Origin of the sequence: Phyllobacterium myrsinacearum (assembly GCF_014138285.1) — a bacterium.
GTDB lineage: Bacteria > Pseudomonadota > Alphaproteobacteria > Rhizobiales > Rhizobiaceae > Phyllobacterium > Phyllobacterium myrsinacearum_A.
Map to the genome: position 1 here is coordinate 225,605 of NZ_JACGXN010000007.1, position 19,323 is coordinate 244,927.

23 protein-coding genes are annotated in these 19,323 nt (G+C 55.4%); 13 read left to right on the plus strand and 10 right to left on the minus strand.

Annotation, left to right across the window (positions count from 1 at the left end; genetic code table 11):
* Window positions 1–8 precede the first annotated feature (8 nt).
* From FHW16_RS20035 to FHW16_RS20065, 7 genes are read left to right on the plus strand one after another with little or no spacing between them, the layout of a single operon-like run.
* Window positions 9–1,334, plus strand: a complete 1,326-nt coding sequence (locus FHW16_RS20035; protein ID WP_432652062.1) for a pyruvate dehydrogenase complex dihydrolipoamide acetyltransferase — start codon at window positions 9–11, stop codon at window positions 1,332–1,334.
* Window positions 1,335–1,342: 8 nt separating this feature from the next.
* Window positions 1,343–1,981, plus strand: coding sequence for an SGNH/GDSL hydrolase family protein (locus FHW16_RS20040; RefSeq protein ID WP_182551051.1), 639 nt, complete (start codon window positions 1,343–1,345; stop codon window positions 1,979–1,981).
* A gap of 23 nt (window positions 1,982–2,004) precedes the next feature.
* Window positions 2,005–3,450: a dihydrolipoyl dehydrogenase gene (gene lpdA / locus FHW16_RS20045; RefSeq protein WP_182551052.1), complete on the plus strand. Its 1,446-nt coding sequence runs from the start codon at window positions 2,005–2,007 to the stop codon at window positions 3,448–3,450.
* Window positions 3,451–3,472: 22 nt separating this feature from the next.
* A complete protein-coding gene (locus FHW16_RS20050) occupies window positions 3,473–3,736 on the plus strand; it encodes a hypothetical protein (protein ID WP_432652058.1) in 264 nt (87 codons plus the stop codon).
* Window positions 3,737–3,752: 16 nt separating this feature from the next.
* Window positions 3,753–4,031 carry a GlsB/YeaQ/YmgE family stress response membrane protein gene (locus FHW16_RS20055; RefSeq protein WP_182551053.1) on the plus strand — a complete coding sequence of 93 codons (279 nt, stop codon included), beginning with the start codon at window positions 3,753–3,755 and terminating at the stop codon, window positions 4,029–4,031.
* 14 nt (window positions 4,032–4,045) lie between these two features.
* Window positions 4,046–5,011, plus strand: coding sequence for a lipoyl synthase (gene lipA, locus FHW16_RS20060; protein WP_182551054.1), 966 nt, complete (start codon window positions 4,046–4,048; stop codon window positions 5,009–5,011).
* Window positions 5,012–5,015: 4 nt separating this feature from the next.
* A complete protein-coding gene (locus FHW16_RS20065) occupies window positions 5,016–5,474 on the plus strand; it encodes a type II toxin-antitoxin system RatA family toxin (RefSeq protein WP_182551055.1) in 459 nt (152 codons plus the stop codon).
* A 287-nt stretch (window positions 5,475–5,761) separates the two neighbouring features.
* Here FHW16_RS20065 and FHW16_RS20070 read toward each other — a convergent pair whose 3' ends face one another.
* Entirely contained in the window at window positions 5,762–6,490 is a 729-nt protein-coding gene (locus FHW16_RS20070; RefSeq protein WP_182551056.1) for a class I SAM-dependent methyltransferase, read from the minus strand.
* Between the two features lie 298 nt (window positions 6,491–6,788).
* Between FHW16_RS20070 and FHW16_RS20075 the strand changes: the two genes are divergently transcribed.
* Window positions 6,789–7,217 carry a GNAT family N-acetyltransferase gene (locus FHW16_RS20075; RefSeq protein WP_182551057.1) on the plus strand — a complete coding sequence of 143 codons (429 nt, stop codon included), beginning with the start codon at window positions 6,789–6,791 and terminating at the stop codon, window positions 7,215–7,217.
* A gap of 3 nt (window positions 7,218–7,220) precedes the next feature.
* On the opposite strand, the gene FHW16_RS20080 is transcribed toward FHW16_RS20075, so the two are convergent.
* Both FHW16_RS20080 and FHW16_RS20085 read right to left on the minus strand, forming a co-directional pair.
* On the minus strand, window positions 7,221–7,712 hold the full coding sequence (locus tag FHW16_RS20080; RefSeq protein ID WP_182551058.1) for a CinA family protein: 492 nt from the start codon (window positions 7,710–7,712) through the stop codon (window positions 7,221–7,223).
* A complete protein-coding gene (locus tag FHW16_RS20085; protein ID WP_182551117.1) occupies window positions 7,709–8,902 on the minus strand; it encodes a bifunctional 2-C-methyl-D-erythritol 4-phosphate cytidylyltransferase/2-C-methyl-D-erythritol 2,4-cyclodiphosphate synthase in 1,194 nt (397 codons plus the stop codon). Before FHW16_RS20085 ends, FHW16_RS20080 begins: the two co-directional genes overlap by 4 nt.
* 204 nt (window positions 8,903–9,106) lie before the next feature.
* Here FHW16_RS20085 and dusB point away from each other — a divergent pair, with 204 nt between their 5' ends.
* Genes dusB through ntrC form a run of 3 tightly spaced genes read left to right on the plus strand, consistent with a single transcriptional unit; the run spans window position 9,107 to window position 12,728 of the window.
* Window positions 9,107–10,105, plus strand: a complete 999-nt coding sequence (gene dusB, locus FHW16_RS20090; protein WP_182551059.1) for a tRNA dihydrouridine synthase DusB — start codon at window positions 9,107–9,109, stop codon at window positions 10,103–10,105.
* Complete coding sequence (locus FHW16_RS20095; RefSeq protein WP_432652059.1) at window positions 10,102–11,259, plus strand: two-component system sensor histidine kinase NtrB; 1,158 nt, start codon at window positions 10,102–10,104, stop codon at window positions 11,257–11,259. Before dusB ends, FHW16_RS20095 begins: the two co-directional genes overlap by 4 nt.
* Before the next feature lie 2 nt (window positions 11,260–11,261).
* Entirely contained in the window at window positions 11,262–12,728 is a 1,467-nt protein-coding gene (ntrC, locus tag FHW16_RS20100; protein WP_182551060.1) for a nitrogen regulation protein NR(I), read from the plus strand.
* A 103-nt stretch (window positions 12,729–12,831) separates the two neighbouring features.
* Here the strand turns inward: ntrC and FHW16_RS20105 are convergent, their stop codons facing one another.
* The 3 genes from FHW16_RS20105 to FHW16_RS20115 form a co-directional block, all read right to left on the minus strand.
* On the minus strand, window positions 12,832–13,197 hold the full coding sequence (locus tag FHW16_RS20105; RefSeq protein WP_182551061.1) for a hypothetical protein: 366 nt from the start codon (window positions 13,195–13,197) through the stop codon (window positions 12,832–12,834).
* Window positions 13,197–14,039, minus strand: a complete 843-nt coding sequence (locus tag FHW16_RS20110; protein ID WP_182551062.1) for a lipid II-degrading bacteriocin — start codon at window positions 14,037–14,039, stop codon at window positions 13,197–13,199. Before FHW16_RS20110 ends, FHW16_RS20105 begins: the two co-directional genes overlap by 1 nt.
* Window positions 14,040–14,298: 259 nt before the next feature.
* Window positions 14,299–14,763, minus strand: a complete 465-nt coding sequence (locus FHW16_RS20115; RefSeq protein ID WP_182551063.1) for an Lrp/AsnC family transcriptional regulator — start codon at window positions 14,761–14,763, stop codon at window positions 14,299–14,301.
* Between the two features lie 160 nt (window positions 14,764–14,923).
* Between FHW16_RS20115 and FHW16_RS20120 the strand changes: the two genes are divergently transcribed.
* Together FHW16_RS20120 and FHW16_RS20125 are read left to right on the plus strand one after the other, a co-directional pair.
* Entirely contained in the window at window positions 14,924–15,937 is a 1,014-nt protein-coding gene (locus FHW16_RS20120; RefSeq protein ID WP_182551064.1) for a 1-aminocyclopropane-1-carboxylate deaminase, read from the plus strand.
* 228 nt (window positions 15,938–16,165) lie between these two features.
* Entirely contained in the window at window positions 16,166–17,128 is a 963-nt protein-coding gene (locus FHW16_RS20125; protein ID WP_182551065.1) for a hypothetical protein, read from the plus strand.
* Window positions 17,129–17,130: 2 nt separating this feature from the next.
* Here FHW16_RS20125 and FHW16_RS20130 read toward each other — a convergent pair whose 3' ends face one another.
* The 4 genes from FHW16_RS20130 to FHW16_RS20145 form a co-directional block, all read right to left on the minus strand.
* Window positions 17,131–17,481 (minus strand): DMT family protein, encoded by a 351-nt coding sequence (locus FHW16_RS20130; protein ID WP_182551066.1) that lies wholly within the window; start codon window positions 17,479–17,481, stop codon window positions 17,131–17,133.
* 161 nt (window positions 17,482–17,642) lie between these two features.
* The gene (locus FHW16_RS20135; RefSeq protein WP_182551067.1) at window positions 17,643–18,290 is read right to left on the minus strand and encodes a hypothetical protein; all 648 of its coding nucleotides are present in this window, start codon (window positions 18,288–18,290) and stop codon (window positions 17,643–17,645) included.
* Between the two features lie 52 nt (window positions 18,291–18,342).
* Window positions 18,343–19,083: a CbtA family protein gene (locus tag FHW16_RS20140; RefSeq protein ID WP_182551068.1), complete on the minus strand. Its 741-nt coding sequence runs from the start codon at window positions 19,081–19,083 to the stop codon at window positions 18,343–18,345.
* A 12-nt stretch (window positions 19,084–19,095) separates the two neighbouring features.
* Entirely contained in the window at window positions 19,096–19,305 is a 210-nt protein-coding gene (locus FHW16_RS20145) for a CbtB domain-containing protein (RefSeq protein ID WP_091885989.1), read from the minus strand.
* Window positions 19,306–19,323 lie beyond the last annotated feature (18 nt).

The window sequence follows — 19,323 nt, forward strand, 5'->3', positions numbered from 1 at the left end:
CTCCCACCATGGAAGAGGGCAATCTTGCCAAATGGCTTGTCAAGGAAGGCGATAAGGTTGGTCCCGGCGATGTAATTGCCGAGATCGAAACCGACAAGGCAACGATGGAAGTCGAAGCGGTCGATGAGGGTACGGTTGCCAAGATCGTGGTTCCTGCCGGTACGGAAGGCGTAAAGGTCAATGCACTGATCGCCATTCTGGCAGCTGACGGCGAAGATGTCGGCGCCGCTGCCAAGGGTGGCGAAGCTGCTCCTGCGAAAGCTGAAGCAGCGCCTGCCGCGGCTGAGACTCCGAAGGCAGACACCCCCAAGGAAGAGAAGAAGCCGGAAGCGGCTCCAGCATCTGCGGCGCCCGTCGCCACGGCTGCTGCGCCAGTCAAATCAGGCGACCGGACATTCTCTTCTCCGCTCGCACGCCGCATCGCCAAGGATGCCGGTGTTGATCTTTCTGCTGTGACGGGTTCCGGTCCGCATGGCCGTGTGATCAAGAAGGACGTCGAGGCTGCGATTTCGGGTGGCGGTGCCAAAGCAGCGGCTCCCGCTGCAGCGGCAAGCGCATCTGCGCCTGCAGCAGCTCCGAAACCCATGTCAGATGATACGGTGCTGAAACTGTTCGAGGAAGGCTCTTACGAACTCGTGCCGCATGATGGCATGCGCAAGACGATCGCCAAGCGTCTGCTGGAAGCCAAATCAACTGTTCCCCATTTCTACCTGACAGTTGATTGCGAACTTGATGCATTGCTGGCCCTGCGTGCGCAGATCAATGCGGCATCGCCGATGCGCAAGACGGAAAAGGGCGATGTTCCCGCCTACAAGCTTTCTGTCAACGACATGATCATCAAGGCGATGGCTCTGGCCCTGCGCGATGTTCCGGATGCCAATGTGTCCTGGACCGAAGCCAACATGGTCAAACACAAGCATTCCGACGTGGGCGTTGCCGTGTCGATCCCCGGCGGCCTGATCACACCGATCATCCGCAAGGCTGAACAGAAGACCCTGTCGGCCATCTCCAACGAGATGAAGGACCTGGCCAAGCGCGCGCGTGACCGTAAGCTGAAGCCCGAGGAATATCAGGGCGGCACAACGGCGGTTTCAAATCTCGGCATGTTCGGCGTCAAAGATTTCGCCGCTATCATCAATCCGCCGCATGCCACCATTCTGGCAATCGGTGCGGGTGAGGAGCGGGCAGTCGTCAAGAAGGGTGAGATCAAGGTTGCCACGGTCATGTCCGTGACGCTTTCGACCGATCATCGTGCCGTCGATGGAGCCTTGGGTGCCGAGCTTGCTCAGGCTTTCAAGCGCCATATCGAGAACCCGATGGGCATGCTGGTCTGAGGCCGATAATGAAAACGGTGCTCTGCTATGGCGATTCGCTGACCTGGGGCTATAAGCCCGACGGGTCGGGGCGTCATGCCTTGGCGGACCGCTGGCCGCAGGTGCTTCAGGCTGAACTCGGCAATGGCGGTCACGTTGTTGCCGATGGCCTGAATGGCCGGACAACGGCTTTTGACGATCATCTGTCCGGTTTCGAGCGTAATGCTGCCAAAACGCTGACCACCGCGCTTGGCACGCATTTTCCACTCGATCTCGTGATCATCATGCTCGGCACCAACGACATGAAGACTTTCATCTGCGGCAACGCGTTAGGTACCAGGCGCGGCATGCAACGGCTGATTGAGATTGTCCGCACCGCGCCGTACCAGCTTGGTGTGAAAGCGCCTGATATTCTGATCATGTCTCCACCGCCGCTCGGCGAGACGGACGGTCCGGAATTCAGGCTGGTGTTCGAGCAGGGCATCGAACAATCACGCTTGCTCGCCGCGTTTTATGAAGATGCCGCCCGACAGGCCGACTGCGCGTTTTTCGATGCGGGATCGGTAGCAAAAACATCATCCGTCGATGGCGTGCATCTGGATGCAGACAATACACGGGCAATCGGTAAAGCCATTGCACCAATCGTTCGAGGCATACTCGATATTTAGTTCAGTCTTAGGAGGACCGAGACTTGGCCAATAATTACGACGTGATCATCATTGGTTCCGGCCCGGGCGGCTATATCGCCGCTATCCGTTCCGCGCAGCTGGGATTGAAGACCGCCATCGTGGAGCGCGAACACCTTGCCGGTATCTGCTCCAACTGGGGCTGCATACCGACAAAGGCACTGCTGCGGTCGGCTGAAATTTTCCATTATGCCGAGCACGCAAAGAATTATGGCCTGAAGATCGAAGGCAGCGTCACCGCTGACCTCAAGGCAATCGTTTCGCGCTCGCGCGGCATTGCCGAACGGATGAACGGCGGCGTCGGCTTCCTGATGAAGAAGAACAAGGTCGATGTCATCTGGGGCGAGGCCAAGCTGACCAAGCCGGGCGAGATCGTCGTGTCCAAGACCACCAAGAAGCCGGTCGAGCCACAGGCGCCGCTACCCAAGAATGCCTTGGGCGAGGGCACCTACACTGCCAAGCACATCATCATCGCGACCGGCGCGCGACCGCGTGCGCTTCCCGGTATCGAGCCGGATGGCAAGCTGATCTGGACCTATTTCGAAGCTATGAAGCCCGAAGAAATGCCAAAGTCGCTACTCGTCATGGGTTCCGGCGCCATCGGTATCGAATTTGCATCGTTCTACCGCACGATGGGTGTCGATGTGACCGTGGTTGAAGTCATGTCGCAGGTCATGCCTGTTGAAGACACCGAGATTGCCAATTTTGCCCGCAAGCAGTTCGAAAAGCAGGGCATGAAGATCATTCTCGATGCCAAGGTGACCAAGGTGGAGAAATCAGCCAATTCCATCACCGCCCACGTGGAAAAGAAGGATGGCAAGGTCGAGCAGATCACCGCAGATCGGATGGTCTCGGCTGTCGGCGTACAGGGGAATATCGAGAATATCGGCCTCGAAGCACTTGGCATCAAGACTGATCGCGGCTGCATTGTCATTGACGGTTATGGCAAGACCAATGTTCCCGGCGTCTACGCCATTGGTGATGTTGCCGGACCGCCCATGCTGGCACACAAAGCCGAGCATGAAGCCGTCATCTGCGTTGAAAAGATTGCCGGGCTGCCGAACGTACATCCGATGGACAAGGCCAAGATTCCGGGCTGCACCTACTGCAATCCACAGGTCGCTTCTGTTGGCCTGACCGAAGCCAAGGCGAAAGCCGAGGGCTATGACATCCGTGTCGGCCGCTTCCCGTTTGTAGCCAATGGCAAGGCGATTGCTCTTGGTGAAGATCAGGGCATGGTCAAGACAATCTTCGACAAGAAGACCGGCCAGCTTCTTGGTGCCCATCTTGTGGGCGCGGAAGTGACCGAGTTGATCCAGGGTTTCGTGATTGCGATGAACCTTGAAACCACTGAAGAAGAACTGATGCACACGATCTTCCCGCATCCGACCATTTCGGAAACGATGAAGGAAAGCGTGCTCGACGCCTATGGACGTGTGTTGAACGCCTGATAGCGAGAGGATTTTCGTCCCGTTGGTCACGATCAAGGACAGCAAACCCTGGATTCGCCTGTCATGGGCAATCCTCAAATGGTCGACCCTGCTCGGCTTTGGGCTGGGGTTTGCTGCATCTGCCTTGAGTCTCGTTTCCGGCAACACCATATCCATCAATGGCACCGCTATTGGTGGATGGACCGGTGTCTGGATCGTGACGTTTGCCTGTGGGTTGGGTGGCTTCCTTTTCGGTGCTATATGGGCTCTGGTGTTTCGTGCCATAGCGATTGCGTCGGGACGATAGAGGCGAGCGAGGAAAAATGGATCAGCCAGTCGGTATCATGAGCATGCCCGGTGTCGGTTTCTTCGGAATGCTGCTGATCGGTTTTATTGCCGGTTATATCGCAGAAAAGGCAATGAGCCGGAATCATGGCTTGTTCACCAATATCCTTGTTGGTATTGCCGGGTCTTTCGTGGGTGGCACCCTTGCCGGATTGTTGAATTTCAACTTTTACGGCTTTTTTGGAAATCTGATCGTTGCGACGGCGGGCGCAATTGTCATTCTGTGGATTTTTGGCAAAGCCAGATCCTCGAATTAAACTAGGAAGTCCTGATGGTAACGGTTCTCGATACGATCGATCAAAAGCAGCGCCTGCGGCACCCTGAAAAGGCGCATCGTCCGGATACGGAAATTCTGAAGAAGCCGGACTGGATTCGCGTCAAGGCACCTGTTTCGAAGGGTTATGCGGAAACGCGCGAGATCGTGCGTTCGCACAGCCTTGTGACGGTTTGCGAAGAGGCCGGTTGTCCAAATATCGGCGAGTGCTGGGACAAGAAGCACGCAACATTCATGATCATGGGCGAGATCTGTACCCGTGCCTGCGCGTTCTGCAATGTCGCGACCGGATTGCCGACCGCGCTGGACCCGAACGAACCGGAAAATGTCGGCAAGGCCGTCAAGAAGATGGGCCTGACCCACGTGGTGATCACGTCGGTTGATCGGGATGATCTTCCCGATGGCGGTGCCCAGCATTTCGCTGACGTGATCAACGCGATCCGCGAGATTTCACCCGGTACGACAGTCGAAATCCTTACGCCTGATTTCCTGCGCAAGGACGGTGCGCTTGAAATCGTTGTTGCCGCACGCCCCGATGTGTTCAACCACAATCTGGAAACCGTACCTTCCAATTATCTGAAGGTGCGTCCGGGTGCCCGTTATTTCCATTCCATCCGCCTGCTGCAGCGGGTGAAGGAACTCGATCCGACAATCTTCACCAAATCCGGCATCATGGTTGGCCTGGGCGAAGAGCGGAACGAAGTTCTGCAGCTTATGGATGATCTGCGCACCGCAAACGTGGACTTCATGACCATCGGCCAGTATCTGCAGCCGACGCGCAAGCATCATCCGGTTCTCAATTACGTCACACCGGACGAGTTCAAATCCTATGCGACGATTGCCAAGACCAAGGGTTTCCTTGTGGTCGCATCGAGCCCGCTGACACGCTCTTCGCACCATGCGGGTGATGATTTCGCCAAGCTGAAGGCTGCACGCGAGGCGCTGCACGCCAACAGAAGCTAACTGAATGCCGAAATTCGATACGACACGCCCCGTAGTGCATCGGGCCGAGCAGATGTTTGATCTGGTGGCGGATGTGGAAACCTATCCGCAGTTCCTGCCCATGTGCGAGAGCCTGAAAGTGCGCTCGCGCAAGGAGCGGGATGGCAAGACCCTTCTCATCGCCGATATGACAGTCGGTTACAAGCTGATCCGCGAAACGTTCACCAGCCAGGTTCTGCTCAAGCCAGACGAGAAGGTGATCGAGACCAAATATGTCGATGGCCCGTTCCGTTATCTCGACAACAAATGGCAGTTTGTCCCATCGGCCAACCCGGAGCATTCCGAGGTCAAATTCTATATCGATTACGAATTCAAAAGCCGTACGCTCGGCTTTTTGATGGGATCGATGTTTGACATCGCCTTCCGGAAATTCACGGAAGCCTTTGAGAAACGCGCCGACCAGATTTACGGCCGGAATAGTTGAAGTTGATTTTCTGGCTAAGTAAATAAGTTCTGTTTTGAATCTGCGTTTTCGATGTGTGCTTAGGTTGGTCGCATGGGCACCGTGCGCGGTTCGACAAGCTCACCATGAGGGAGAGTGGTGCCGTCATGCCAATCGGAAAGATTGCAGAATAGAGCCCCTGCCATTTACGCTCCCTCATGAAGAGCCTCACTCTCCCTCATGGTGAGTTTGTCGAACCACGGACCACGCACAGCGGCAAACGCAATGCGTGGTCTCCACTCTATCTGAAACTGACCAAACTCAATCCTTCAGCGTTGTGCTGAAACCAGCAGGAACATCGGGCGTTCCAGTTCTTCGACAAGCTCGGGTCTCGCAAAAATCTGTTCGTTCGTTGGCTTCCATTCCTCCACATGGGAGATGGAAAAACCAGCAGCGATCAACAGATTAAGAATAGTCCCGATCGTCCGGTGCTGCTTGACGACACCTTTGGCGAGCCAGTCCGTTGTGCGCGCGCCCTCAACCAGATAACCATCAATGGGCCATGACTTGCGACCGTCCGTGTCAACGGACCAGCCGGGACGGGATGGCGCCATGAAGATCGGATGCTCCATCGAGAATATGAATTTCGCACCCGGAACAAGGGCGCTGTGAACTGTCTTGAACAGCTCAGCCAGATTTTCGATGTAATGCAGGGTGAGTGAGCTGTAGGCAAGGTCGAACGCTGCTTTAGGCAAATCTAGAACTTCAAGATCGGCCTGATCATAGCGAATGGCCGCGTCTTGTGTCATTGACCGCGCCCGAGCCAGCATGTTTTCCGAAACATCAAGGCCGAGTACCTCAGCAGCCTTGTTCTCGCGCGCCCAACGGGCAAACCAGCCAAAGCCACAGCCGAGGTCCACTACGCGCAGGCCATCGAGGTCGGGCATCAAGGCTTGCAGGGAGGGCCATTCGGCAGCGCCAGCAAGGCCGTCGACCGAGCGGCCCAACTGGCTGTAACCCTCGAAAAAGGCGGGGGTATCATAAATATTCTGTGTCATTTCATTCTCCATCTTCATGCGGATGGACGGCGCGCACCATAAAAAAGCCCCGTCCGTTGCCGGCGGGGTTTGCTGGTGACGAGGTACGCTTTTCGATCAGCGTGCACGAAGTCCCTGCATCCCGCCTGTTGGGATGCCGGCAACCCGGGCAACAATCAAAACGTCATTCTCGATCATGGGACCGGTATCCCATAATGCCGGTGACGATGTCAAGAATGGCAATTTTCCCGCTTGGGATGATTGATCGGAGCGCGTGGATTCAGCTAAAGCTGAGCCGCAACCAGCACGGGAGATAATGATGAGCGACGCTGAAACGGAATATACGCTTCATATGGAAACACCATCTGTTGAGGATTATTGCCTGTTGCGTGTGATCTCCGGTTTGAGCCCGAAGAGCAAGGAGGCGGCTACCATTGGTCTTCCGAACACAGTTTGTGGCGTAACGATCACGCTGGACGGCAAGGCCGTCGGCATGGGTCGGATCGTCGGGGATCGCGGGTGTTTCTATCAGGTGGTGGACATGGCGGTTGATCCCGTGCATCAGGCGCGTGGGCTTGGCAAGCAAATCATGTCAGCGCTGATGAATTATGTGGAAGCGGAAGCACCCGATGGCGCCTATGTCAGTCTGGTCGCTGATGGTCCGGCCAAGCATCTCTATGCAAAGTTTGGCTTTGAACCGGTCACACCGAAATCCATCGGCATGGCGTTCCGGGTATCGCGAACCTGATTTTCAGGCCAGCGTTTCCAGCACCAGATCGAGCGCTGTTTCAACGGCATTCTGCCGGATATGCGCGCGGCCATGATCCGAAAAGATATGACGTACAGCCCGTGGTGCCTGTCCTTTGAGCGCCACGCCGAACCAGACGAGACCCACGGGCTTTGCTTCTGATCCGCCGCCGGGGCCCGCAACACCCGTCACCGACACGGCAATACCGGCGCGTGAGTGCTCTAAAGCACCCGCTGCCATGGCGAGAGCCACTTCCTCCGATACGGCGCCATGGACGGCAATCAACTCCATGGGAACGCAGAGCATGTCGTGCTTGGCTTCATTGGAATAGGTGACAAAGCCGCGATCCACCACATCGGATGAACCGCCAATGTCAGTCAGGGACGCAGCAATCAACCCGCCGGTGCAGGATTCGGCCGTTGCCAGCAGAATGCCTCTGGCACGGCAGGCATCCAGAACCGCGATGGCCTTTGCCTCGGCGATCAGCCCGCTCATTCCGGCAATCCGCCGGGATAGATCACGGACGCCGTTGCAATGGCTGCAATGCCTTCCCCACGGCCGATAAAGCCCATCTTCTCATTGGTCGTCGCCTTGACCGACACGCGATCAGGCGTAATCCCAAGCATTTTCGATAACGCTGCGGTCATTGCCTCGCGGTGCGGCCCGATCTTCGGTTCTTCGCAGATCAAGGTGATATCGGCATTGGCGATGCGCCCGCCCGCCGCTTTGACGATCCTGACCGCGTGTTCGACGAAAATATACGAGGCCGCGCCTTTCCATTGCGGATCGGATGGCGGGAAATGCGTTCCGATATCGCCAGCACCGCGCGTAGCCAGAAGGGCATCAGTCAGCGCATGCAGCGCTACGTCCGCATCGGAATGACCGTTGAGCTTGCGGTCGTGTTCGATAAAGACACCGGCCAGCGTCACGCCATTGCCGGGTTCGAAAGAATGCACATCATAGCCGTTACCGGTGCGCACATCCGGGAAGGCGGCATGTTTCTGTGACAGGCGGTCATCAGCCATATCGATATCCTTTGCCCAGGTGAGTTTCGTATTATCAGCCGACCCCTCGACGATCCGCACCGGCAGGCCCTGCCACTCGGCAATGGCGGAATCATCGGTGAAATCGGCACGCCCGATGGCGAACGCCGCATCGTGTGCCGCCATGATCGGTCCATAGGGAAATGCTTGCGGTGTTTGTGCCGCATAGAGCCCGGCTCGCGGCACCGTGGCGCTGACCATGGCGTCGTGTCCCGCAGCTTTGAGCGTATCCGAAACCGCAAGCACCGGCAAAACGCCGATATGCGGTGTCAGATTGAAAATCACCCGCTCAAGCAGATCAGCTGATATGAATGGCCGTACACCATCATGGATCAATACATGGTCGGGCGCGTGGTCTTTCAGGGCGAGCAGCCCAAGCCGGGTTGATTCCTGCCGTGTCGGCCCGCCGGTGACGCATGTGACCTGCGCCGCATAGTCTCCGGCTGCCTGAGAAAAGAGGGTTTCGTCTTCCTTATGGATGACCACAACGACGTGATCGATGAAAGGGCAGCCGAGAAAAGCCCGCAGCGTATGCGCCAGAACCGCTTCACCGCCGATCTTGCGATATTGCTTTGGTCCCTCAACGCTTTGGCCCGCGCGTTCTCCGCGACCAGCCGCCACAATGACGGCTGCTACCCGCATCTGCTTGTCGTCTGTACCTGCCGCCACACTTCTCTCCGTAACTCCAAACTGCGTTACCTGTTGCCGAGGCGAAAGACCAGAGCTTTAAAAGAGAACAACGTCGAAATCTCGTCACGAGAAGGCGCTCTTTGCCTTGCCTAGTCGGGTGTTCCTGTCTAAAGGATAGGCGATTGGAAAATTGCATACGAAACAGGCAATGCTGACGTGACTGATCTGAATCAACCACTCGAGATAGGCGGCGTGCGCCTGCGTAACCGGGTGTTCCTTGCGCCGATGTCCGGTGTTTCCGACCTACCGTTCCGTCAACTGGCGTGGAAGGCCGGTGCTGGCATGGTCGTGTCCGAAATGGTTGCGAGTGCAGAGCTGTGCACGCGCGAGCGCAGCAATCTGTTGCGGCTGCGCGGAGATGGTCTTGGCACGCATGTGGTGCAAATTGCCGGGCGTGAAACCAGATGGATGGCGGAAGCTGCGCGCATTGCCGAAGGCGAGGGCGCACACATTATTGATATCAATATGGGCTGCCCGGCCAAGAAGGTAACCGGCGGCTTTTCCGGTTCAGCCCTGATGCGCGATCTCGATCATGCCTTGACGCTGATCGAGGCGACCATTGCCGCCGTCAAGGTTCCCGTGACGCTCAAAATGCGCCTGGGATGGGATGACGACACCATCAATGCACCGGAACTTGCCTTGCGGGCCGAACAGGCCGGTGTGCAGATGGTGACGGTGCACGGACGCACGCGCTGCCAGTTTTATGAGGGCAAGGCGGATTGGCGTGCCATCCGTGCCGTCAAAGCAGCCGTTTCCATCCCGCTCGTTGCCAACGGTGACGTACTGAACCGCGATGATGCCCATCGCATCCTCGAAGCATCCGGTGCCGATGCCGTCATGGTCGGGCGTGGCTCCTATGGGCAACCCTGGCTGCCCGGGACAATCGTGCATGGTATGCAGAACGGACAGGGCGGAAGCGTGATTGCCGATTATGCCGTCGCCCATTACGAAGCGATGCTGGCGCATTATGGCGAGCAAACCGGTATTCGCCATTCGCGCAAGCATCTCGGCTGGTATCTGGAAAAGCATGGCGTTGATGTCAGTGCGGCCGAACGCGCTTCGATCATGACTGAAACAAATCCGCGTCTCGTGGCAGGCCGCCTGCATGCCGCACTCTCTCGCACGGAAGAACACGACATGAAGAAGGTTGCATGATGACATCGGCAGACAATGTTGCAATGGACGACAAGCTGGCCGGGATCGTTCTCAATGCGATCCGTCATCCGGTAATCATGCTCGATGAAACCGGGCATATTTCCTATGCCAATGCCGATGCGGAAGCGTTTTTCCGCTCCAGTGCCAGCATATTGAGCCGCAATACGCTGGAAATGCTGCTGCCGTTCGGCAGCCCGTTGCTGGCTCTGGTCAAGCAGGTGCGGGAAAGTCCGTCACCCATCAATGAATATCGCGTCGATGTCTCATCGCCGCGGCTCGGGCAGGACCGGATTGTCGATCTCTATGTCACGCCCGTCAGCGAAGCCCCGGGATCGATCGTCATCCTGTTCAAGGAACGGTCAATGGCGGAAAAGCTCGACCGGCAGATGACTCATCGCGGCGCTGCCCGTTCGGTGACCGGTCTTGCTTCCATGCTGGCACATGAAATCAAGAACCCGCTATCGGGTATTCGCGGTGCGGCGCAGTTGCTGGAAACGGGTCTCAATGATGATGATCGCGCACTGACGCGGCTCATCACCGACGAGACAGACCGGATTGTCTCGCTTGTCGACCGCATGGAAGTGTTTTCCGACGAGCGCCCGATCGAGCGCGAGGCGGTAAACATCCACGTTGTGCTGGATCACGTCAAAGCGATTGCCAGGAACGGCTTTGCAAGCCACATCAAGTTCCACGAGGATTACGATCCGTCGCTGCCCTACGTTTTCGCCAACCGCGACCAGCTGGTGCAGGTGTTTCTCAATCTTGTGAAGAACGCAGCAGAATCCATCGGGACAAGCGAACCCGGCGAGATCACGCTCTCGACGGCCTTCCGTCCCGGTATCCGCCTGTCCATCCCGGGTATCCGCAATCGCGTATCGCTGCCACTGGAATTCTGTGTGCAGGATACCGGTTCAGGCGTTTCGTCTGATATCATGCCGCATCTCTTTGATCCCTTCATCACGACAAAGCCGAATGGTTCTGGCCTGGGCCTTGCGCTTGTTGCCAAGATTGTCGGCGATCATGGTGGGGTTATCGAATGCGATTCCGTACCACGCAAGACCACATTTCGCATTCTGATGCCCGCATGGCAGAGCGATCCTTCGGACGACGACCATGCGGATGAAATGATTATATCGAAAAAGACAGGATTCTGATCATGAGCTTGGGCAGCATTCTCGTTGCGGATGACGACGCAGCAATCAGAACGGTCCTCAATCAGGCGCTTTCGCGCGCCGGTTATGATGTGCGCATCACATCCAATGCAGCCACCCTGTGGCGCTGGATTTCCGCCGGTGACGGCGATCTTGTGATCACCGATGTGGTGATGCCGGATGAAAACGCCTTTGACCTTCTGCCGCGCATCAAGAAATCGCGCCCTGATCTGCCGGTTATCGTCATGAGCGCGCAGAACACCTTCATGACGGCAATCCGTGCTTCGGAGGCAGGCGCCTATGAATATCTGCCAAAGCCATTTGATCTGACTGAACTTGTCAGCATTGTCGGCCGCGCATTGGCCGAACCGAAGAAAAAGCCGGAAAAATGGGTTAACGAAGAACAGCCGGATACCATGCCTCTGGTCGGCCGTTCGCCTGCCATGCAGGATATCTACCGTGTTCTTGCCCGCATGATGCAGACCGACCTGACCGTGATGATTTCGGGCGAATCCGGCACCGGCAAGGAATTGGTTGCAAGCGCGTTGCATGAATATGGCCGCCGCCGCAAGGGGCCGTTCGTTGCCATCAACATGGCCGCGATTCCACGCGACCTGATCGAATCTGAACTGTTTGGTCATGAACGGGGTGCATTCACCGGTGCGCAGAATCGTTCGAGCGGCCGGTTCGAACAGGCCGATGGCGGCACGCTGTTCCTTGATGAAATTGGCGATATGCCGATGGAAGCACAGACACGTTTGCTGCGTGTCCTGCAGCAGGGTGAATATATGACCGTGGGTGGACGCACCCCGATCAAGACAGATGTGCGTATCGTTGCGGCAACCAACAAGGATCTGCGGACGCTGATCAATCAGGGCATGTTCCGTGAAGATCTCTATTACCGCCTGAATGTCGTGCCGCTACGCCTGCCGCCGCTGCGTGAGCGCGGCGAGGATATTCCTGATCTCGTCCGTCACTTCTTCAAGATGGCGGCAAAGGACGGACTGCCGGAGAAACGCATCACTGCCGATGGCCTCGACTTGATGCGCCGCTATCCCTGGGCCGGCAATGTGCGCGAACTGGAAAATCTGGTGCGCCGCCTTGCAGCGCTTTATCCGCAGGAAGAAATCAATGCGGATGTGATCGAGGCGGAGCTCAAGGCTGACTTGCGGCCGACCGAGCCATCCTCCTCGTCGATGTCCAATGAAGACATCACCATCGCGCAGGCGGTGGAGCTGAACATGCAGCGCTATTTCCTCTCCTATGGCGATGATCTGCCGCCGGTTGGGCTTTACCAGCGTGTGCTTGAGGAAGTGGAATATCCGCTCATCCTGTCATGCCTGACGGCCACCCATGGCAACCAGATCAAGGCGGCTGAACTGCTCGGCCTCAACCGCAATACGCTGCGCAAGAAGATCCGCGAGTTGGGCGTGAATATCTATAAAAACACCAAGAGCGATATGGGGCGGTGAATTATCCGCATGCTGAATGAGCGGCGGATTTAAGAGCTGGTTTTCTCAGAAATTGCTATTTTGTACAAACGGGACCGTACGCGCACACGATCCCGTTTTAGTTTCATTCAGCCTTGAATGTCTGATCAACTGAAAGCTCTACTCTTTGATCGCAGGCCATTGTGGCGAAGTATCGTCCTAAACTCTTGCCATTACTTTTAACGTAAACTGTGACTTCCCAGCCGTGGATGCCCGAATTGTATCCAAAATCCTCGTCGAGCTCGAGGTCGTCATACTGAAAGTCATTTTTTGCAATTTTAGTGACGTAAGAAAGTATGCCGTACTTAACTGTTGCGGTTGGCATCTCCGGGCATTGCGTTGTTCTGTCTCGGAGCAATGGGATGCCGTAGACGACAAACACTGCAAACAGGAACAACACCACCACAATGGTTACTGTCACGCCAAGGACCCATTTCAATAGTTTCCACATTAATGGCCCTCCCAGGAGATGGGAATGGAACCTGGCATTGCTATGTCATACTTCGTGCCCGGTAAGAGATTTACTGTTCTTGTGAACAGTTCCTGCATCATTCCACGGTGATCGCTCGGATTGAAATCATAATGATCATCATAGGCGCGAATTTCGCCTTTGAAGTTCCATGTTCCGTCTTGATGACGGGTCATGTCACCTTCTACCTTCAACGAGATGTTCCCTAGGTACGCCGCTGCAATTGCATTATCTTCTGCTGTGTTGTGATTAAATTTCTCGACTACAATGTGTTTCGTTCCGATAAACTTTGAGTCATTAGTGTACTGACTTAACTGATTAGTTTCTCCTATTTTTACTTGATCTGGCCGAAGGTTGAGCCCGATCTGGTTTAACGGGACGCTCAATGCTTCTCCATGGCCTTGAAGATAATGCGCCATGGCCTTGAAGGGTGATGCTATTCCGCCGGATAATGTGGTGTCATTTTTATCATAAGTCTTCGCGCGTTCCGGCTCTGACTCCACACCATTTATCAAGTCCAGAGGCGTGTTCCGTTTGCTGAGGACATTATCGAGAAATGAAAGGCCATTAAGCCAGGTGATGAAATCCCCAGGCGTATCCAGCAGCGCATTCAGACCACTTACAATCCATTTGAGCCCGGGCAGACTGTTGAGAGAATCCCAGAACGCTTTTTGCATATATTCCTGATACTGATCCCACAATCGCTCCATTTCCGTATGCGGATCGTATAATCGGCCCCCGGCCCAACCGGTGAATGAATTACCGGGACTACTGTCTTCCCAAGATTTAATGATGATTGGTCTCAAGACTATTGTTTCAGGCATGCTCAAATCTCCTTATTAAAAACAAAAAACATCAAAATGAAAATCCGACTTTCCAGCCTTTATGAGAGCTGGCTCAATCAGTAAGCGGCACTGGCGAATTTGAATCGGGACAGGAGCGTTAGGATTCTCGGAAAATAAATGTTCTAAATAGGCACATTATTGGTAAATATGATAATTTTAGTCAAGAATTAATTGCATGGATTTATCGCGTAGGTCATTGTCGAAGTCACTTCTTCGGGCCAGCGCCCCCACCAGCCGCTCAAAAATCCAGCGGCGCGTCGTCGATGACTTCCTTCATGACAAAGAATGTTCTTGTCTGGCGAACGCCGGGCAGGGCAATCAACTGGCTGCCATGGATTCGGTTGAAATCGGCCATGTCCTTGACACGGATTTTGAGAAAATAGTCGAAATCTCCTGCAACCAAATTGCAGTCGAGAACAAAGCTCAACTTGGTCACTGCCTGTTCGAACTGCGCAAAGCTTTCCGGCGTTGAGCGGTCCAGCACCACGCCAACCATCACCAGTGCGCCCCGGTCTAACATTTGCGGTTGCACCATCGCTCGCACGGTCCTGATATAGCCTTCGTCGAACAGGCGTTGCGTGCGCCGGTGACAGGTGGCCGGGCTCACATCCACCAGGGTTGCCAGCTCGGCATTGGTCAATCGCCCGTTCTTTTGCAGGAGCCGCAGCATCTTCATATCAATACGATCGAGATCTGCAGGCATGAAAGAACCTTCCGTATATGGTTTAATTTGTAAAATTATAACGCAATTTTTGAACTTGGAAATGAGCTTATAGTAATGTGAGAGCCCAACTATGAGAGCACCTTTCTTTTGAAGGATGATAGCGTTTTGCCAGCAACAACCGCTTTTCAAGGGGAAAACAATGCTGAAAAAATTCGAACGCTATCCGCTCACATTCGGGCCGACACCCATAGAAAAACTGAGTCGATTGTCTGAGCATCTCGGCGGCAAAGTCGAGCTTTATGCCAAGCGTGACGATTGCAATTCTGGTCTCGCCTTTGGTGGAAACAAGCTGCGCAAGCTTGAGTATATCATACCGGATGCCATCGCTTCAGGCGCGGACACGCTCGTATCCATTGGTGGCGTACAGTCGAATCACACGCGGATGGTCGCTGCAACAGCGGCAAAGATCGGCTTCAAATGCCGGCTTGTCCAGGAGAGCTGGGTCCCACACGAGGACGCCGTCTATGATCGCGTCGGCAATATCCTTCTGAGTCGGATCATGGGCGCTGATGTGGAAATGGTCGATGAGGGTTTCGACATTGGCATTCGCGAAAGCTGGGAAAACGCCATAGAGGACGTGAAGGCCAAGGGCGGCAAACCCTATGCAATCCCGGCAGGCGCATCGGTCCACAAATATGGCGGCTTGGGCTACGTCGGCTTTGCCGAAGAAGTCAGGGCGCAGGAAGCCGAACTCGGCTTCAAGTTTGACTACATCATCGTCTGCACCGTCACCGGTTCGACCCACGCCGGAATGCTCGTCGGCTTTGCGAGCGATGGGCGTCAACGCAACGTCATCGGCATTGACGCCTCGGCCACGCCGACGCAGACCAAGGCACAGGTGCTGGAGATCGCCCGCCGCACCGCGGACCTTGTTGAACTGGGCAAAGATCTGACCGAGGCAGATGTCATCCTCAATGAGGACTACGCCTATCCGATTTATGGCGTACCGTCAGAGGAAACCAAGCAGGCCATTCGCCTTTGTGCACGGCTGGAGGGTATGATTACGGACCCTGTTTATGAGGGAAAATCCATGCAAGGCATGATTGATCTCGTCGGCAAAGGCTTCTTCCCGGAAGGCTCAAAAGTGCTTTACGCCCATCTCGGCGGTGCTCCGGCGCTGAATGGTTACGCCTATACGTTCCGCAATGGCTAGTCATGTGTCCGGTGAGTTTATTGGGCGCGGGGGAATGGCAATAATGTTTCCCCGCGGTTACATTGTATAATTATCCGACTAAGTATTGTTGCTGCTCTCATCATGCGGGCGGGATTGAAGTTCAATTGCGGATAATTCGTCTTTCCATCCTGAATATGTATTGTGTTTTACATTATAATAATGCAATCGATGCCGTGATTTTACGACGGGAATCGAGGTATTGTCATTATGTGGAACTTCAGCATCTTCTGTAGCCTGATCACCTTGGCGCGAACATGGCCCTTTGTCTTGCTGCGATTGGTCGTGTATCTCGCTATACCCATCGCCTATTGCACTATTATCGCATGCGGAGCAGGGGTGGGGTATGGTATTGGCCATATCTTCATCCTGTCGGATGCAGATGCCCCTGCGCGATGCGCGGGTATTGGCGGCCTTATCGGCTTCATTACAGCCACAGCTCTGGTCTACGGCTTGCGCGAATACCTGCTCTATATACTCAAGGCAGGACATATCGCAGTGCTCGTGCATCTGATCGCGGGCGAAGCAGTTCCAGGCGGGCAGGGGCAGTTGACCTATGCGCGCAAGATGGTCACCGAACGGTTCCTTGAAGCCAATGTATTTTTCGTGTTCGATCAGCTTATCAAAGCTGTTCTGGGATCGATTAGCACGCTGACGACAGGTTTGGCTTCGCTTATACCGGTTCCGGGATTGATGGCTGCTGCAAACCTCATCAACAGCTTTATCCGCATGTCGATTACCTATGTCGATGAAATCATTCTCGGTTACAATATCCGCATGACAGGTGCCTCGCCGTTCGAGAACGGCATGCGCGGCGTCGTGCTTTATGCTCAGAACAGCAAGATCATGGTGAAAAATGCAATCTGGCTGTCATTCATTGTCTGGACCATGACTGCAGTCATTTTCGCAGCGACGCTGACGCCGGCGGCGGCCATGGTTTACTGGATACCAGGTCCCGGTGCTGGATACGCGGTTCTCTTCGCCCTGGCGCTGGCATGGGCGTTAAAACTGGCGCTGCTTGAGCCCTTTGCCATTACTGCTCTCATGACGGTCTATTTCAGCGCCATTGAAGGACAGGTTGCCGATCCGGAGCGGGAGCAACGGCTAAGCCAGACGTCCCAGGCCTTCCGCAACCTGAAGGACAAGGCGCTGGGTGGTCTTGCCGCCGTTTGATCCTACAGCGGCCCCTTGAAGACGAAGAACGCACCGGCGCAGATCATTGCAAAACCCACAAAGTGGTTGATCGTGATTTTTTCGCCCAGATACATCACGGAGAAGCCGGCAAAGACCAGAAGCGTGATCACTTCCTGAATAGTTTTCAACTGGGCGGCGGAATAGATCTCGTGGCCGTAGCGGTTTGCCGGAACAGCAAGGCAGTATTCGGCAAAGGCGATCATCCAGCTGACGAGGATGACGAGAAAAAGCGGCCGGTTCTCAAACTTGAGATGGCCATACCAGGCAAACGTCATGAAAACATTTGAACCAAGCAACAAGAGAATAGGGCGGATATAATCAAAGGAGGGCATGGAGTGTCCTTGGCTGTAGCGTACCAGAGTGCATGCAGTAACGTTCAATCGGTCAAAACGATCCAGACAGCAGGCTTAAGTCAAGTCATGCGCAGCGGAAAGCGGGATTTGCGGTTTGGCAACAAGACATAAGCGGTGTGACCGAAAGGCCATAGCCCCAATCAGGCGTTGACAGGCTGCCGTGGCGTGCGCGTCAGATACATGAAAGCAAAACCGGCCGAAACAAGCGCCATCGCAAAGCCCAGAAAAGAAAACAAACTGGTCAGATGCCCGGGGACATCGCCCCAGCGTGGCTTGATGATATCCGCAGTGTTGTACGGATCGCCGCTATACTGGCACATGACGAACGAACCGCCATTGCGCACCAGGTCGGCATCAAGATCAGAGATCAGCGCGCCAACCGCCTCCTTGTTGTCGGGCATATCGCGCATATACACGAGAGTAGCCTTCGCCGCGGCAAGATAGGCGTGCGAGCATTCATTGAACGGGCTTTGTTCATCACTGATGCTGCCGGGAACAATGCCCCAGAGGCAATAGCTGTATTGAATGTTGGTATAGTTCACCAGTCGCCGGAATGTTTCGTCCGTGCGGGTCATGCGCGCCGCCAGATCGAGGATCGGCTTGCGGTAACTGGCGATGATAGCCATTTCCCCGTGCGAGAGGCTTGGAATGGAAATGCCCGACGTATCGGTGCCAGTACTGCTGCGATGTGCCCATCCGCTTGTGGTCGACAACACGTACAGACACGCAGCCAAAGCCAGAAGCCAGCCTGCCGAGCGTCGCGTATGGGCGATGTGCTGCGATCTCATTGGACAATCCGGAGGCCTGAACGCCGCAAGACGGGCGTTCAGGCAAGTTTGATCAACGTGCCGTCTGCAGGCGATAACGCGGGCGGTTTTCGGCCAATACCCGTTCAGCCAGTCCACCGAACAGCAGTCCAAGAGTCGTCCAGATGATCAGATGTATGCCGAGCGAGGCAACACGGAAGTTCCACAGGACCGTCGGTGAGAACTGTTCAGGAACTTCATTGATTGCAGGCAGAAGGTACTGAACAAGCGCGATGAACACGACATAGGCTGCACCGGCAATCAGGGCCGCATTCCACGTGCCATGCTGGACACGCAGACGCTTTGCCAGACCGACGGCCGCGGCGAGAGCACCGAGAGAGACCACCAGCATGACGAAGAACAGTTCGGTTCTGGCGCCGATGGTATCCGGGTTGCCGACCGCCGGCGGATTCATCGGATATTTGATGGCAGGCACCAGGACAATGGCGACGAAACCGGCCAAAGCAAGCAGACCAGCCGTAGCGCGAGGGCTCAACGAACTGATACGGCCGTGCACAAAGGCAAATACCAGCGAGAACAGTCCGCCCAAGGCCGCACTATAGACGACGACACCCGTGAAAAGACCGATACCGGCCTGCGTGTCACGGGAGACGATTTCAGGTTCAGCCGCTTCTCCGGCCGCCTGACTCATCTTCTCCTCGAATGCGATAGCACTATCAACCTGCGGTTCGCCAAAGACGCGTGCAAAGCCAAAAGCCAGCAAGCCAGCAAGCAAACCCGCGATCATGCCGCGGATTAAAAGATTTCTTGTCATTGCATCATCTCCTTAATGGCAGGGAAAGCCGAGGAGATGACGACCGTCGTGAACGAATTCATGCACGTACATGCCCGAGAAGAGCGACATTGCACCTTCTTCCGCGCCGATGAAGTAAATGGCAAGCAGCAGGAGCAAGCCGCCGAAAATGGCCCAAGGCAACACTTCGCCGAGGGGAATGGGTGTGACGCCGGCTGCAGGCGCTAGAGTGATATCGGACATGGAACTTTCTCCCAGAAT